Origin of the sequence: Aeromicrobium sp. REDSEA-S38_B2, from assembly GCF_001628525.1 — a bacterium.
Classification (GTDB): Bacteria; Actinomycetota; Actinomycetes; order Propionibacteriales; family Nocardioidaceae; genus Aeromicrobium; species Aeromicrobium erythreum.
In genome coordinates this window covers 1-15,178 of the sequence record NZ_LUNH01000062.1, presented here as the reverse complement: position 1 = coordinate 15,178, position 15,178 = coordinate 1, and the positions used below count along the sequence as shown (strand labels likewise).

At 72.9% G+C, this 15,178-nt stretch carries 14 protein-coding genes; 10 read left to right on the top strand and 4 right to left on the bottom strand.

The genetic code is table 11. The features are described from left to right. The first annotated feature begins 874 nt into the window (after nt 1-874). From A6Q81_RS12795 to A6Q81_RS12775, 5 genes are all read left to right on the top strand, one after another. Entirely contained in the window at nt 875-1,318 is a 444-nt protein-coding gene (locus A6Q81_RS12795; RefSeq protein ID WP_286690688.1) for a DUF4395 domain-containing protein, read from the top strand. Nucleotides 1,319-1,379: 61 nt separating this feature from the next. Continuing rightward, the gene (locus A6Q81_RS12790; protein ID WP_067860110.1) at nt 1,380-2,228 is read left to right on the top strand and encodes a sulfurtransferase; all 849 of its coding nucleotides are present in this window, start codon (nt 1,380-1,382) and stop codon (nt 2,226-2,228) included. A 1-nt stretch (nt 2,229) separates the two neighbouring features. Then, complete coding sequence (locus A6Q81_RS12785) at nt 2,230-2,547, top strand: DUF1416 domain-containing protein (RefSeq protein ID WP_067860108.1); 318 nt, start codon at nt 2,230-2,232, stop codon at nt 2,545-2,547. 164 nt (nt 2,548-2,711) lie between these two features. Next, complete coding sequence (locus tag A6Q81_RS12780; protein WP_286690687.1) at nt 2,712-3,458, top strand: LPXTG cell wall anchor domain-containing protein; 747 nt, start codon at nt 2,712-2,714, stop codon at nt 3,456-3,458. Between the two features lie 7 nt (nt 3,459-3,465). After that, nucleotides 3,466-5,250, top strand: coding sequence for a DUF4012 domain-containing protein (locus A6Q81_RS12775; RefSeq protein WP_144433803.1), 1,785 nt, complete (start codon nt 3,466-3,468; stop codon nt 5,248-5,250). A 33-nt stretch (nt 5,251-5,283) separates the two neighbouring features. Here the strand turns inward: A6Q81_RS12775 and A6Q81_RS12770 are convergent, their stop codons facing one another. Both A6Q81_RS12770 and dtd read right to left on the bottom strand, forming a co-directional pair. After that, nucleotides 5,284-6,399: an LCP family protein gene (locus A6Q81_RS12770; protein WP_286690686.1), complete on the bottom strand. Its 1,116-nt coding sequence runs from the start codon at nt 6,397-6,399 to the stop codon at nt 5,284-5,286. Between the two features lie 129 nt (nt 6,400-6,528). Further along, a complete protein-coding gene (gene dtd / locus A6Q81_RS12765) occupies nt 6,529-6,969 on the bottom strand; it encodes a D-aminoacyl-tRNA deacylase (protein ID WP_083516468.1) in 441 nt (146 codons plus the stop codon). 37 nt (nt 6,970-7,006) lie between these two features. Here dtd and A6Q81_RS12760 point away from each other — a divergent pair, with 37 nt between their 5' ends. The 3 genes from A6Q81_RS12760 to A6Q81_RS12750 are packed head-to-tail and all read left to right on the top strand — an operon-like array spanning nt 7,007 to nt 9,084. Then, on the top strand, nt 7,007-7,519 hold the full coding sequence (locus tag A6Q81_RS12760) for a heme-binding beta-barrel domain-containing protein (protein WP_067861830.1): 513 nt from the start codon (nt 7,007-7,009) through the stop codon (nt 7,517-7,519). After that, on the top strand, nt 7,512-8,537 hold the full coding sequence (gene ygfZ / locus A6Q81_RS12755; RefSeq protein WP_286690685.1) for a CAF17-like 4Fe-4S cluster assembly/insertion protein YgfZ: 1,026 nt from the start codon (nt 7,512-7,514) through the stop codon (nt 8,535-8,537). The genes A6Q81_RS12760 and ygfZ overlap by 8 nt, the downstream gene beginning before the upstream one ends. A gap of 1 nt (nt 8,538) precedes the next feature. Then, the gene (locus A6Q81_RS12750; RefSeq protein ID WP_286690684.1) at nt 8,539-9,084 is read left to right on the top strand and encodes an arsenate reductase/protein-tyrosine-phosphatase family protein; all 546 of its coding nucleotides are present in this window, start codon (nt 8,539-8,541) and stop codon (nt 9,082-9,084) included. A gap of 22 nt (nt 9,085-9,106) precedes the next feature. Here the strand turns inward: A6Q81_RS12750 and A6Q81_RS12745 are convergent, their stop codons facing one another. Further along, a complete protein-coding gene (locus A6Q81_RS12745; RefSeq protein ID WP_158509215.1) occupies nt 9,107-10,420 on the bottom strand; it encodes a tyrosine-protein kinase domain-containing protein in 1,314 nt (437 codons plus the stop codon). Nucleotides 10,421-10,618: 198 nt separating this feature from the next. Here A6Q81_RS12745 and A6Q81_RS12740 point away from each other — a divergent pair, with 198 nt between their 5' ends. Next, entirely contained in the window at nt 10,619-12,487 is a 1,869-nt protein-coding gene (locus tag A6Q81_RS12740; protein WP_286690683.1) for a DEAD/DEAH box helicase, read from the top strand. Between the two features lie 26 nt (nt 12,488-12,513). Beyond that, nucleotides 12,514-13,698, top strand: coding sequence for a mannose-6-phosphate isomerase, class I (manA, locus tag A6Q81_RS12735; protein WP_067860094.1), 1,185 nt, complete (start codon nt 12,514-12,516; stop codon nt 13,696-13,698). Between the two features lie 392 nt (nt 13,699-14,090). Here manA and A6Q81_RS12730 read toward each other — a convergent pair whose 3' ends face one another. After that, nucleotides 14,091-15,134 (bottom strand): mannose-1-phosphate guanylyltransferase, encoded by a 1,044-nt coding sequence (locus A6Q81_RS12730; protein ID WP_286690689.1) that lies wholly within the window; start codon nt 15,132-15,134, stop codon nt 14,091-14,093. Nucleotides 15,135-15,178 lie beyond the last annotated feature (44 nt).

Here is a 15,178-nt window from a genome sequence, read left to right as displayed (position 1 = left end):
GTGTGGGTGTGGTCTTCGAAAGGGCCTCGACCGGGCGGCTGGCGGGCGCGCTGGTCTGGGGTCTCGGGCTGTGGCTCGGGTGGGACGCAGGGATCTGCGTTCGTGCGTGGGACTCCAAGGCTTCTGCGTTGGCTACGGGATCCCGTCGTCAACGCAGAAGCGTTCGACCTTCAGCGCACGAAGGAAGAATCGTGGGTGCCCTTGGGGGTGGGGTGGGCAGCGCTTCTTCCTTCGCGTGGACCGGTCCACGAGAAGGGAGAAGTTCTGCCACCTCTGACCCCGTCGGCGGTGGATTCTCCACCTGTACAGCGCTGACAAGGTGGCAGATCCACCGATGGCCAGCGCAAACGCAGAATCTTGCGTCCAACGCGAGCCACAGCCCGAGAACCCGAGCCGCCGCCGCTCCCAGCGGCCCGGTCGAGGCCCTTTCGGAGCGCAGGACGAGTCGAAGCCGCGCGGACGCAGCCCCGCCCGAGCGAGAAGCCACGCCAACGCACCGCCACCCGAGCGCGAAGCCGCGCGGACGCAACCCCCACCCGAGCGAGAAGCCACGCCGACGCAGCCGCAGGCGAGCGAGAAGCCACGCCGACGCACCCCACGCGGCCCGAACGGCGCCATATCTTGAAAGATGAGACAATCGTCCACCATCTGAGACGATCTTCGGGCTTCACGCGCGGACCGACCTACAGTGGTCGCATGACCGGCTCGACGTACCTGACGCGGCGTCTCGCGGTGGACAACTGCCGCACGCGTTCCGCGCTGTGTCGTCGCTCCTGATCGACCGCACCGGCTACCCGCCCGCGGTCCCGAGCCCGCCCGTCAGCCCGCCGAGCGTCGACCCTGCGTCGCGCCGGCCCGTCCAGGAGACCGTCCCATGGCCCGTCCCACCCACGTCGACCCGCGCGGCATGCGCTTCGCGGCTGCCCTGACGTCCGTCGTCCTGGCCGTCGCGCTGGTCGTGCCGACCTCGGTCGCGCTGGTGCTGCTGGCCGTCCAAGGCGTCGTGTTCGCGATCGGCGCCAGCGGTCACCTCGACAAGTCGCCGTACGCGATCCTCTTCGCCCGTCTGGTGCGACCGAGGATCGGTCCGCTGGCCGAGCCGGAGGACGCGCGACCGCCGCGGTTCGCGCAGACCGTCGGACTCGGCTTCGTCGTCGTCGCCCTCGTGGGCTTCGGCGTCGGCATCCCGGCACTCGGCTACGTCGCCACGGCGTTCGCGCTCGTGGCCGCCCTGCTCAACGCCGCCGTCGGCTTCTGCCTCGGCTGCGAGCTGTACCTGCTCGCGCGACGCGCCACCGCGTCGCGCGCGCCCGCCTGACCACCACCTGCACGCCCACCCGACCCCACCACCGCGTGGGACCACACATGGAGGTATCCACATGAGCCGCGACACCGCGCTCGTCACCGCCGACTGGGTCGAGGAGCACCTCGACGACCCGAAGGTCGTCCTCATCGAGGTCGACGAGGACGTCGAGGCCTACGACAAGGGCCACATCCCCGGCGCGATCAAGCTCGACTGGAAGAAGGACCTGCAGGACGGCGTCCGCCACGACTTCATCTCCAAGGAGAAGCTCGAGAAGCTGCTCTCGGAGAAGGGTGTCGCCAACGACGACACGGTCGTCTTCTACGGCGGCAACAACAACTGGTTCGCGGCCTACGCCTACTGGTACCTGACCTACTACGGCCACGAGAACCTGCGCCTGCTCGACGGCGGCCGCAAGAAGTGGGAGCTCGACAGCCGTGAGCTGTCCTCCGACGTCCCGGACCGTCCGGCCACCACGTATACGGCGCAGGAGCCGAACGAGGCCGTCCGCGCCTACCGCGACGAGGTCGTCGAGGCCATCGGCTCGAAGAACCTCATCGACGTGCGCAGCCCCGACGAGTACGCCGGTCGCCTGCTCGCCCCCGCGCACCTGCCGCAGGAGGCTGCCCAGATCGCCGGCCACATCCCCACCGCGGGCAACGTGCCGTGGAGCAAGGCCGCCAACGACGACGGCACGTTCAAGAAGGACGAGGAGCTCAAGGCCCTCTACGCCGACGCCGGCCTCGACGAGGGCAAGGACACCATCGCCTACTGCCGCATCGGCGAGCGCAGCTCGCACACGTGGTTCGTGCTGAACGAGATCCTCGGCTACCCGAACGTCAAGAACTACGACGGCTCCTGGAGCGAGTACGGCTCGCTGCGCGGCGTTCCCGTCGCCGTCGGCGACGACCGCGGGGAGGCCTGACATGTGCGGAGCCGTCAAGGGCGGACCCAGCCTCGAGGGCGTCGACGTCGCCAACCAGGCCGTCATCCAGGGTGTCGTCGTGCGCGGCGACGAGCCCGTGGGCAACGCGTACGTGCGGCTGCTCGACCGGACCGGTGAGTTCACGGCCGAGGTCCCGACCTCGGCGACCGGCCAGTTCCGGTTCTTCGCCGGCCCCGGCGAGTGGACGCTGCGCACGCTCGCGCCGCGCGCCGAGGCGGTCGACCTCGCCGTGGCCGCCGCGATCGGCGTCGTCGCCGACGTGGTCGTCGACATCGACCGGGTGCCCGCCACCGCCTGAGCACCACCGTGTGGGGCCCCGGACCGTCACGGTCCGGGGTCTCCTGGTTTTTTCGTGCATTCTCGCGTGAGAAGGACGTGACTCCCTGCCATGTCGCTCGTTCTAGAGGCGAGCACGCTCGCGCCCGGACGTCGCGCTCATGTCAGATCTTGTGAGGGAGTCTCATGAAGAAGCACCTTGCGGCACTCGTCGCCTCGGTCGTCGCCGCCGTCGGACTGGTGGCACTGCCGTCCGCGACGCTCGCCCCCGCCCAGGGAGCGACCCTGCCGTACCCCGTGCTGGTGTGCGACATCCAGGTCTCGAAGACCCGCGTCGCGCCCGGTGAGACGTTCACAGCGACCGTGACGGCCGACGTCCCGACGACGATCACGGCCACCTACGAGGGCCAGACGCGCTCGGCCAGCAACACGAAGAAGCTGGTCGCGACGTTCACCGCGCCGCAGGTCACGCGGAGCACCTCGACCACCGTGCGCGCCATCTGCGGCGACAAGGCCGGGTCGGGTGCCGAGGTCGTCGTGGCCCCCTCGGGCGGCTCCAACGGCGACGGCGGCTCGCAGGGCGACTCCGACGCCGACGGTGGCTCCCAGGGCGACGCCGACGCCGACGGCGGCTCCCAGGGTGACGCCGACGTCAGCGCCGACGGTGGCTCGCAGAGCGACGCCGACGCCGACGGTGGCTCCCAGGGCGACGCCGACGTGAACGCCGACGGCCTGGGCTCGCAGGGCGACGCCGACGTGAACGCCGGCGGTGGCGGCACCGACGGCGTGGCCGACGCCGACGCCGGCACGGAGGACCGCAACGGCATCCTGCCCGGCACCGGTGGCACCGACTTCTGGCTGCTCGTCCTCGGCGCGCTGCTCGTCCTCGCCGGTGTGGGCGCCGTGGTCGCCCGTCGCCGTCGCGACGGCTGACCCGACTGTGAGGCCGCCTCGGCGGTTCCTGCCCGAACGCTGGGACCGGGCGGGCTGGGCCCGGCTGGTGCTCTCCGTGGTGGGGGGTGTCGTCCTGGTCTGCGGGGTCGTCCTCGCCTGGCAGGGCGTCCGCGCGGCCATCCTCCTGCAACGGGCCAGCGACGCGTCGCAGGTGCTGCTCGCGCAGGTCGCCCAGGGTGACGCCGACGGCGCTCGGCGCACCGCCGAGGTGCTCGAGGACGCCGCGCGACGCTCCCACGACTCGACGGACGGTCCGCTGTGGGCGGTGGCGTCCTGGCTGCCGGTCGTCGGCGACGACGTCGACGCGGTGCGGGTGGTCAGCCGCGAGGTCGACCGGGTCGCGACCCGGGCGGTCCCGACGGTCGTCGACGTGACCGCCCAGGTCGGTCTCGACGCGTTCTCACCGCGCGACGGTCGCGTCGACATCGCGAACCTCGAGAGCGTCGCACCCCGGCTTGGCGCGCCTCGGCGGGCGCTCGACGAGGCCGCGCGCAACGTCGGCGACATCCGTCCGGAGGACGTCGTCGGCCGGCTGCAGGTGCCGGTCCGCCGGCTGCAGGACGTGCTCACGGGTGCCGCGTCGGCGGCCCGGGTCGCCGACACCGCCGCGACGCTGCTGCCCGACATGCTCGGCGCGCAGGAGCGTCGCCGGTACCTGCTGCTCATCCAGAACAACGCCGAGGTCCGCTCGCTCGGCGGCATCCCCGGCTCCTGGGCGGTCATCGAGGCCGACCGGGGCCGGGTGCGCATGACCGAGCAGGGCTCGGCGATCGACGTCCCGCCCGTCGACGACCCGCGCCTGGCCGTCCCGGCGTCGCAGTACGGCGCGGTCCCGGTGTCGGCGGCCGAGGACCTGCGCAACACCACCTCGGTCCCGGACTTCCCGGAGGCGGCCCGGTTCGCGGGCTCGCTCGTCGGCGAGGCGACCGACACCCGGTTCGACGGCGTCGTCTCGGTCGATCCCGTGACGCTCGGCTACCTGCTGCAGGGGCTCGGGCCGGTCACCCTCGGCGACGGCACGCGACTCACCAGCGAGAACGCGGTGGACGAGCTCCTCAACGGCGTGTACCGCCGCTACACGACCGACCCGCTCGCGCAGGACGCCGTGTTCGAGGACGCCGCACGCAGCATCTTCGACGCCTTCGTCGGTGGACGCGGAGCCACGCAGCCCGTCCTCGAGGCACTGGTGCGCGCCGCCGTCGACAACCGGGTGATGGTCTGGTCGGCCGACCGGTCGGAGCAGCGCCGCATCCGCACCACCGGCGTCTCAGGAGTCCTGTCGCAGGACGCCGACCGGGCGCGCGTCGGGGTCTTCGTGGACGACAGCAAGGGCTCGAAGCTGCAGTACTACCTCGAGACGTCGCACACGCTGACGTCGTCGCGCTGCGTCGACGACCGCAGCCAGGAGCTCACCCTGCGCACCCGCCTGAGCTCCGTCGTGCCGAGGTCGGGGCTGCCCGTCTCGATCACCGGCTTCCGGCTGCCCGGCCTGTCGGCCACGGACCAGCGGCTCTCGGTGCGGGTCGTGGCGCCTGCCGGAGGCGTCCTGCAGCAGGTCCGCCTCGGCGACGTCGACCGTCAGCCGGTCGGTGGTCGCCTCGGCGACCGTCGGGTCACCGTCGTGCCGCTGACGCTGCGCGCGGGGGAGTCGGTCGACCTCACCGTCACGATGCGCACGGGCGACGGGCAGACGGACGACCCCGTGCTCACGAGCACGCCCGGCATCCGTGCCGAGCCGAACGACGTCCGCGTGCGCTCGGCCTGCGGCTGACGTCGACCGCCCCGTCGCACGTCGTGGCGACGGTCAGCCGATCTGGCGCTCATCGGCGAGCCGGTCGTCGGGGTACTTGCGCAGGTAGGCGTCCATGCGGTCGTTGCGCAGGGCGTCGAAGAGCTCCGCGCACTTGGCCTGGTCGAGCACGACGACGTCGCCGTACGTCGGGTCCAGCTCGGTCCCGGCGACGGGTGCGGTCAGGAAGGTGACGTCGTCGGAGCGGACTCCGCGCAGCGACAGCGCGAGCGCACGCATGTCGCCCGGGTCCCAGTCGGCGTCGACCGTGAGGTTCTTCGTGACGGCGGTGAGGGTGCGGGTGAGCTTGATCGGGTTGCTGAGCGTGTCGCGCGCGAGCATCTTCTTCATCAGGGAGCGCAGGAAGTTCTGCTGCCGGGCGATGCGGTCGAAGTCGCCGCGGACGAGGCCGTAGCGGGTGCGCACGTAGGCGAGCGCCTTCTTGCCCTTGAGGGTCTGCTGGCCCGCCTGCCACTGCACCTCCTGCTTCGGGTCGTAGAAGGCGCGCGGGATGAACACGGGCACGCCGCCGACCGCCGACGAGAGCGACTCGAAGCCGTCCCAGTCGATGATCGCCAGGTGCCGCATGCGCAGGTTCGTGAGGTTCTCGACGGTCGAGATCGCCCCGTCGGGCCCGTACTCGGAGAACGCGTCGTTGATCTTCTGCTTCGAGCGCACCGCGCCGGTCTGGTCGTGGATGTCGGTGAACGTGTCGCGCGGGATCGAGACGAGGTAGACCTTGCGCCGGTCCGACGTGATGTGGGCGATCATCAGCGTGTCGCTGCGGTACTTGCCCGCCGGCCAGCGCGATGCCGCAGCGTCCTCCGCGAGGGTGGTGTCGCGCGCTCCCGGCTGCTCCTTGCCCTTGTCCGAGCCGAGCAGCAGGATGTTCAGCGCCCTGCCACGGTCGGGGTCGGGTCGGTCCTTCTCCTTGAGCTGGGTGTCGACACGGCCGACGTTGTCGAGCTGGGAGTTGAGGTAGTAGGCGTAGCCGCTGGCGGTGCCGAGCACGACCACGAGCACGCCGACCACGCCGACCAGCAGCCTGCGGTGGCGGCGGTGCCAGGGTGTTCCGCCCATGCGGCGCTTGCCCGCGACGGCACGACGCTCACGCTTGAGGCGTCGCGACATGGACACGTCCGTTCGGTGGGGGGCGGGGCGCCGGCCGCACCGCACCACGGTCGACCACGCGTGATCCTACGCGGCCCACCTGAAAGGACGGTCAGAACGCCGGACCCGCAGCGACCGCGACAGCGTCGTTCACAGCTCCAGCAGGATCGTGACGGGTCCGTCGTTGACCGACGCGACCTGCATGTCGGCGCCGAAGCGCCCGGTGGGCACGTCGGTGCCCAGGGCGCGCAGCGCGGCGCAGAACTCCTCGTACAGCGGCTCGGCGACGGCGCCGGGGGCGGCTGCCGTCCAGCTCGGACGGCGACCCTTGCGGGCGTCGCCGTAGAGCGTGAACTGGCTGACCACCAGCACCGAGCCGCCGGTGTCGGCGACCGACCGCTCCTCGCGCAGCACCCGCAGCCCGTGCACCTTGCGCGCCAGCGACTCGGCCTTCTGCACGGTGTCGTCGTGGGTGACCCCGAGCAGGACGAGGAGGTGGCCCCCGTCCTCCTCTCCGCCGCCCACGGACCCGACGACCTCGCCCTCGACGACGACGGACGCCTGGGTCACCCGCTGCACCACTGCACGCACGGCGGCAGGCTAGCGCGCCGTCGATACGATGGGCAGCATGGCCTTCGAGATCCCGGCAGACCTGCACCCCGACGTGGCCCCGCTCGCATGGCTGCTCGGCACGTGGCACGGCAACGGGCGGGGTGAGTACCCGACGATCGAGCCCTACGCGTTCGAGCAGGACGTCGTGTTCGCGCACGACACGCGGCCGTTCCTGCACTACTTCAGCCGCTCCTGGACGACCGACGAGGAGGGCAACCGCACCGGTCCCGGCGACCTCGAGACCGGTTTCCTGCGGCCCGCCGGACTGGTCGAGGGCGGCAAGGGCATCAACGTCGAGCTCGTGCTCGCCCACCCCACCGGCTACGCCGAGGTCTGGTACGGCGTGGCGGAGGGCCCGCGGATCACGCTGGCCACCGACATCGTCGCGCGGACCGCGACCGCCGTCGAGTACACCGCCGGGCAGCGCATGTACGGCCTCGTCGAGGGTGCGCTCATGTACGCCGTCGACAAGGCGGCCGAGGGCCAGAGCATGCAGTCGCACCTGTGGGGGAAGCTCGCCCGTGTCTGAGCACCTGGTTCCTCCCGCCGGCGACGCCGACGCCGTCGCGCCGGGCCGGCGCAGCCCGCTGCTCGACCTCGACGGTGCCGTCGAGGCCGACGCGCCCGACTCCGGCGTCGCCGCCCACTACGGCGAGCTGACCGTCGAGCAGCGCCGGCTCGAGCGTGGCGAGGGCTTCGTCGACCTGTCGCACCGCGACGTGCTGACGGTCACCGGCCCCGACCGGCTCACGTGGCTGCACTCGCTGACCACCCAGCACCTCGAGTCGCTCCCGCCGGGCGTGCGCACGGAGGTGCTCGTGCTCACGCCGCAGGGCCGCATCGAGCACGCCTTCGAGGGCGTCGACGACGGCACCACCTTCTGGGCCCACACGGAGCCCGGGGCCGGCGCCGCTCTCGTGACGTTCCTCGACCGGATGCGCTTCATGATGCGCGTCGAGGTCGCCGACGTGAGCGACGCCCACGCGGTCCTCGGCCGGGTCGAGCCCGGCAGCGACGGGGCGCCCGGTCGAGCGGTCTGGGCGATCGAGCCGCGCGCCGACGTCGCGTCGTGGCCGGAGCGTCACGGCCGCCCCGCAGGGACGTGGGCGTGGGAGGCGCTGCGCATCGCGTCCGGCACCCCGCGTCTCGGCCTCGACACCGACGACCGGACCATCCCGAACGAGGTGGGTCTGCTCGAGCGCGCCGTGCACCTCGACAAGGGCTGCTACCGCGGGCAGGAGACGGTGGCGCGCGTGCACAACCTCGGCCGTCCCCCGCGCCGGCTCACGCTGCTGCACCTCGACGGCTCCGCCGACCGGCTGCCGGCTCCCGGCTCACCGGTCGAGCGCGCGGACGCACCCGGCCAGGCGGTCGGTGTGCTCGGCTCGCGCGGCCTGCACCACGAGCTCGGCCCGATCGGGCTCGCGCTGCTGAAGCGCTCGGTGCCCACCGACGCGACGCTGGTCGTCGACGGGGTCGCCGCCGCGCAGGAGCTCGTCGTCGACCCCGAGGTGGGTCTGCACGTGCGCCCCCGGTCCGGTGGCTGAGGTGGGTGCGCGGCCCGAGCCGGCCCGCTGGAGCATCCTCACCGTCTGCACGGCCAACGTCTGCCGCTCGCCGCTGATGGAGCTGCTGCTGCGCGAGCGGCTGGACCCCGCGCGGTTCGAGATCGCGAGCGCCGGCGTGATGGGCTGGCGCGACGCTCCCGTCGACAGCATGGTGCGTCTCGAGCTGGCCCGCCTGGGCGTCGACGGGTCGGACTTCCGGTCGCGACCGCTGCACCCCGCGCACGTGAAGGCGGCCGACGTCGTGCTCACCGCCACGAAGGAGCACCGCGCCTCCGTGCTCGAGCTCGACCCCGGTGCGCTGCGGAAGACGTTCACCCTGCTCGAGCTCGCCGCGCTCGTCGAGGACCGGACGGCCGACAGCCTGCCCGAGCTCGTGGCCGACGCCGCCCGGCGACGCAGCACCGCGCCCAGCCTGCTCGACGTGCCCGACCCGTTCCGCCGCGCGCCGGAGGTGTACCGCAGCACCGCCGACCTGATCGACGACGCGACCGAGCGGCTCGCGCGGACCTTCGGCACCCTCGCCTGAGCGCCTCCGGGACGGCGAGCGGTCAGCGACCGCGGCGCGGGCGACGTCGCGACGACTGCGTCGCGTACTCGTACCCGTAGCCGAAGCGCCCCGCGGCGCGGCGTGGCGACATCGAGAGCACCGTGCCGAAGAGCGTCGCGCCCACCGTCTGCAGCCGCTCGACGGCGGCACGCACCTGATCGTGGCCGGTGCGGCCGTGGCGCACGACGAGCAGGGCGCCGTCGGACAACAGGGCCAGGATCGTCGCGTCCGTGACGGGCAGCAGAGGGGGAGCGTCGATGAGCACGATGTCGTAGGCGCGGCGCAGGTCGGCGACCAGCTGCTCCATGGCGCCGGTCTGCACGATCTCCGCCGGGTTCGGCGGCCGGGCGCCGCTCGTGAGCACGTCGAGGCCGGGGATCTCGGTCTCCTGCATCGCCTCGTCGAGCTCGACCCGGCCGACAAGGACCGTGGTCAGGCCGACCGTGCTCTCGAGCCCGAACTGCTCGGCGAGCTGAGGACGGCGCAGGTCGCCCTCCACGAGCGCGACCCGCAGGCCCGACTGCGCGAGCGCGATGGCCAGGTTGCAGGCCGTCGACGTCTTGCCCTCGGCCTCCACCGCGCTCGTGACGGTGATGACGGTGCGGTCGTGGTCGACGTCGACGAACTGCAGGTTCGTGCGCAGGATGCGGATGGACTCCGCGCGCGGGTGCTGCGGCGACAGCGAGGTGAGGAGCGGCGCGTCCTGGACGCTGCGGTCGTAGGCGATGGCGCCGAGCAGGGGCGCCTCGGTGGTCGCCTCGAGCTCGTCCGCCGACGCGACCCCGCGGTCGGCGAGCTGGCGCCAGCGCGCGACGCCGAGGCCGAGCAGCAGCCCGACGAGCAGACCGCCGAGGAGGTAGGGCCAGCGTCGGGGCGAGACGGGACCGGTCGAGCCGGTGCCGGGGTCGATGACCAGACCCGTGACCTGCTGGTTCGGGCGCAGCGCCTGCTGGCTGTCCTCGAGCCAGGCGGTGAACGCCTCGGCGATCGCGCCTGCCCGCTCGCGCGCCACGTCGAGGCTGTCGTCGCGGACCGTCACGCGCAGGACGTCGCTGTCGCCGACCACGCCGGAACGCACGGAGTCGGCGGGCAGCGACGACTCGTCGAGCGCCCGTGCGGCGCGGTCGAGGAGGTAGGGCTGGGAGAGCAGGCGGCCGTAGGACTCGACCGTGCGAGCCGTGACGGCGCGGGCCGAGCCGTCGACGCTCGCCGGCGGGGAGGAGACGAGGACCTCGGCCGAGGCCTCGTAGCGCGGTGTGAGGCCCGACACGACGAGCTGCCCCGCCAGGGCGCCCAGCAGACCGAGCAGCACCACGAGGAGCCAGCGTGATCCGAGCGTTCGACGGGGGGTCGGGCTCGGCATCGGGCACCGTCTCCTTCGGTCTCGGGCCACACGGGGGAGGGAGGCCGGGCTCGCCGAGGTTGGTCTCGGGGCCGTCGGTACGGAAGACTAGCGGTTGCACCCTGCGTCACGACGGGGTTCCCCCGTCTCGCAGTCAGCACCAGGAGCTTCATGACCGACGACCGTCCCGCGTCCGACCTGTCCGACCAGACCCCCGAGCAGGGGGCGTCGACCGTCCCGGAGGCGGCCGCCCCCGGCGCCCGGTTCGCCGCGCTGGGCCTGGGCGACGAGCTGGTGGAGGTGCTCGGCCGGCTCGGCTACGAGGCGCCGACGCCCATCCAGGAGGCGGCGGTGCCGGCCCTCCTCGCCGGCCGCGACGTCGTCGGTCTCGCGCAGACGGGCACCGGCAAGACGGCTGCGTTCGCGCTGCCGATCCTCGAGAAGATCGACCCCGACCGCGCCTCCACGCAGGCGCTCGTGCTCGCGCCCACCCGCGAGCTGGCCCTGCAGGTCTGCGAGGCGATGACGTCGTACACCCCGCGGTCGCGTCGCATCCGCGTGCTCCCCGTCTACGGCGGGCAGGGCTACGGCGCCCAGCTGGCCGGGCTCGAGCGGGGTGCCCACGTCGTCGTCGGCACGCCGGGTCGCGTCATGGACCACCTCGACCGCGGCAGCCTCGACCTCTCCGGGCTCGACCACCTCGTGCTCGACGAGGCCGACGAGATGCTCGCGATGGGGTTCGCGGAGGACGTCGAGCGGATCCTCGCCGGCACCCCCGAGTACAAGCAGGTCGCGCTGTTCTCGGCCACCATGCCGCCGGCCATCCGCCGCCTCGCGAAGCGCTACCTGCACGACCCCGCCGACATCGCGACGCCGCAGGCCCGCTCGTCGACGAGCACGGTGCGTCAGCGCTGGATCCCCGTCTCGCACCACGCGAAGCTCGACGCGCTCACGCGTCTGCTCGAGGTGGAGAGCGGCGACGCCATGATCATCTTCGTCCGCACGAAGTCGGCCACCGAGGAGCTCGCGGAGCGACTGCGCTCGCGCGGGTTCTCCGCGGCCGCCATCAACGGCGACCTCGTCCAGGCGCAGCGCGAGCGGACCGTGACGGCGCTGAAGAACGGCTCGCTCGACATCCTCGTCGCCACCGACGTGGCCGCGCGCGGTCTCGACGTCGACCGCATCACCCACGTCGTCAACTACGACATCCCCCACGACCCCGAGGCGTACGTGCACCGGGTCGGCCGCACGGGCCGTGCCGGGCGCAGCGGCGAGGCGATCCTGTTCGTCACCCCGCGCGAGCGTCGGCTCCTGTCGGCGATCGAGAAGGTGTCGGGACGCCCGGTCGAGGAGACCGGCGTGCCCAGCGTCGACGAGGTCAACGCGCGCCGTACCGCCAAGTTCGCGCAGGCGATCACCGACAGCATGGGCTCCGCCCAGTTCCACGCCTTCCGGGGCCTCGTGGAGGACTACGTGCGCGAGCACGACGTCGAGATGCTCGACGTGGCCGCGGCGCTCGCGGTGATGAGCACGGACGACAAGGAGTTCTTCCTGCGTCCGGACCCGCCGAAGAAGGAGCGGCGTGAGCGCCCGGAGCGGCAGGACCGGCCGGCGCGCGACGCCGGTGACCGCCCTGCGCGCCCGTCGAAGGACGGCTGGGCGCCGTACCGGATCGCCGTCGGCAAGCGGCACAAGGTGACGCCGTCGATGATCGTCGGCGCGCTCGCCAACGAGGGCGGTCTGCGTCGCGCCGACTTCGGCAAGATCACCCTCGGCATCGACCACGCCGTCGTCGAGCTCCCGCAGGACCTGCCCCCGGCGGTGTTCGAGGCGCTCGCCGACACGCGGATCTCCGGACGTCGCATCGACCTGCAGGCCGACCGTGGCGCCCGGGGTGGACGCTCCTCGCGCGACGACCGGCCGACCGCGCACCGCAAGGGCTCGGGCGCACCGGGCGGCAAGGGCAAGGGCGGTCAGCGCGGCAGCTGGTCGAAGGACGGCGAGTCGCCCCGCAAGCCCCGCCACCCCAAGGGTCACTGACGGCCGTCGGCCGAGGAGAGGACGAGATGCGACGACTGGACAACCCCGACCGCGACTACGACTGGGGCTCTCCTGACGCCATCCCGCGCTTCCTCGGCCGCACGCCCGACGGTGCTCCGGTGGCCGAGATCTGGATGGGCACCCACCCGCTGAACCCCTCGACGGTGCAGGGCGCCGACGGTCCGGTCTCGCTGCGAGAGGTGGCCGGCGAGCTGCCGTTCATGCTCAAGATCCTGGCCGCCGACCGACCGCTGTCGATCCAGGTGCACCCGAACGCCGTCCTCGCGCAGGAGGGGTTCGAGGCCGAGGAGGCCGCCGGTGTGCCGCTGGACGCCCCGCACCGCGTGTACAAGGACCCGCACCCGAAGCCGGAGATGGTGTACGCGTTGACCGCGTTCGACACGCTCGTCGGCTTCCGTCCGACGGCCGAGATCCTGCGCGTGCTCGCCGCGATCGACGTGCCGCGCGTGCACCAGCTCGTCGAGAACCTGCGTCGTCAGCCCGGGTTCCTCGGCATCGTGCGCATCGTCGAGGACCTGCTCACGGACCGTCCGTCCCCCGAGGAGGTGGCGGCGGTCGTGGCCGCCTGCCGCGCGGGTGTGGACCGCGGCATCGACATCAAGCGCGCGTACGCGACGGCCGTGCTCGTCGACGAGCACCACCCGGGCGACGTCGGCGTCGTCATGTCGCTGCTGCTCAACCGCTTGACGCTGCAGCCCGGCGAGGCCGCCTACCTCGGCGCCGGCATCATCCACGCCCACCTCAGCGGCCTGTGCGTCGAGGTCATGGTGTCCTCCGACAACGTGCTGCGCGGCGGACTCACGGGCAAGCACCTCGACCCGCAGGGTCTCGTCCGCTGCCTCGACCGCGGCATGTCGCGACTGGCGCGCGTCGACGCCGACCAGTTCGGCTTCTCCACCGACGTCTACAGCCCGGGCCTGCACGAGTTCGCCCTCTCGGTGACGCAGTGCTCGTCGGCCGAGCCCGACGGCGCCCGCCTCCCCGACGACGGCCGTCGCATCGTCGTCTGCCTCGGCGGCGAGGTCGAGGTCGTGAACGAGGCCGGCGAGCGCGAGCACCTCGCCCGCGGCGAGGCGGTGTTCGCCGACGAGTCCGACGGTGTCCTGCACGCCGTCGGCACCGGCGAGGTCGCGCAGGCCTACACCCCCGCCCCCGACCTGCCGCCCACCGAGCTCACCGACCTCGTCTGACGGCTGGGGTCTCGTCCTTCGGTGCGGTGGGTGAGCGGTAGGTGACACGCGCTACTGGTGCCTGATGACGCGTGCTACCTACCGCTGCACCCTCTGGCGCGGTAGGTGGGATGCGGAATGTGGGTAAGCGGTAGGTGACACGCGCTACTGGGTGCTGATGACGCGTGCTACCTACCGCCAGGGGGGAGCATCCCGCGTCCTGCGCAGGCCGCAGCCGGCGGACCCGGGCCGGCGCGGTCGCCAGCCGTCCGGTCCAGGCCCTTTCGAAGACCACGCCCAGCGCCAGCCGAGGCAGCGCACCAGCAAGCCGAGGCCCCTGCGGCAGCGCAGCGGCAAGTCGAGCCTCCGCGGCAGCGGACCGACAGGACCGGACGACGACGCCCCGCCGACCGTCAGACCAGGTCGGTCCGGCCCGACGCGGCGAGGGCGGCGGGGACCTCCTTGACGCGCTGCGCGTGCTCGACGGTGGTGACGAGGAGGGCGTCGTCGGTCTGCACGACGACGGCACCGGGGATGCCGACGACGGCGACGGTGACGCCACCGGTGGTGCGGACGAGGCCGTCGGCGTCGACCCAGACGACGCCGGTGTCGCCGCTGACGCCCAGCTCGTGGAGGGCGGCGAAGTCGCCGATGTCGTCCCAGCCGAAGCGGCCGGGCACGGTCGCGATGCCACCGGTGAGCGACACCGGCTCCGCGACGGCGTGGTCGATGGCGATGCGGGTGAGCGACGGCCAGACGGCCTCGAGCACGGTCTGCGCATCCGGGCCGTCCCAGGCTGCGGCGATGCGCTGCAGACCCGCGTGCAGGGTCGGCTGGAGCCGGGCGAGGTGGCCGAGGAGGACGTCGGCGCGGGTGACGAACATGCCCGCGTTCCAGCTGAAGGTGCCGGCCCGCAGGTAGGCGCGCGCGGTCTCCTCGTCGGGCTTCTCGACGAAGCGCACGACGGTCCGCGCGCTCGGCGCGCCGTCGACCGCGAGCGGCGCGCCCGACTCGACGTACCCGAACGCCGTGGAGGGGGAGCGGGGCGAGATGCCGATGGTGGTCACGGCCCCCGTGCGCGCGGTCCGGACGGCCTGCGCGACGGCGTCGGCGAAGCGGTCCTCGCCGGTGATGACGTGGTCGGCGGCGAACGACGCGACGACGGCCTCGGGGTGCCGGGCGAGCACGACGGCGGTCGCGAGCCCGATGGCCGGCATCGAGTCGCGCGGCGACGGCTCGACGAAGACGCTGGTCAGCCCGGGCAGCTGCGCGCGCACGGCGTCGGCGTGCCGCGGCCCGGTGACGACGTGCACCCGCTCGGGCGGTACGAGCTTCGTCACGCGGTCCCACGTCTGCTGCAGCAAGGTGCGGCCCGAGCCGGTCAGGTCGAGCAGGAACTTCGGGCGGCCGGCACGCGACAGCGGCCACAGCCGGGTGCCCGCGCCGCCGGCCGGGATGGGGGACGGTTACGCGGGGACTGGGCAAGGCGCTTTCCCAGGCG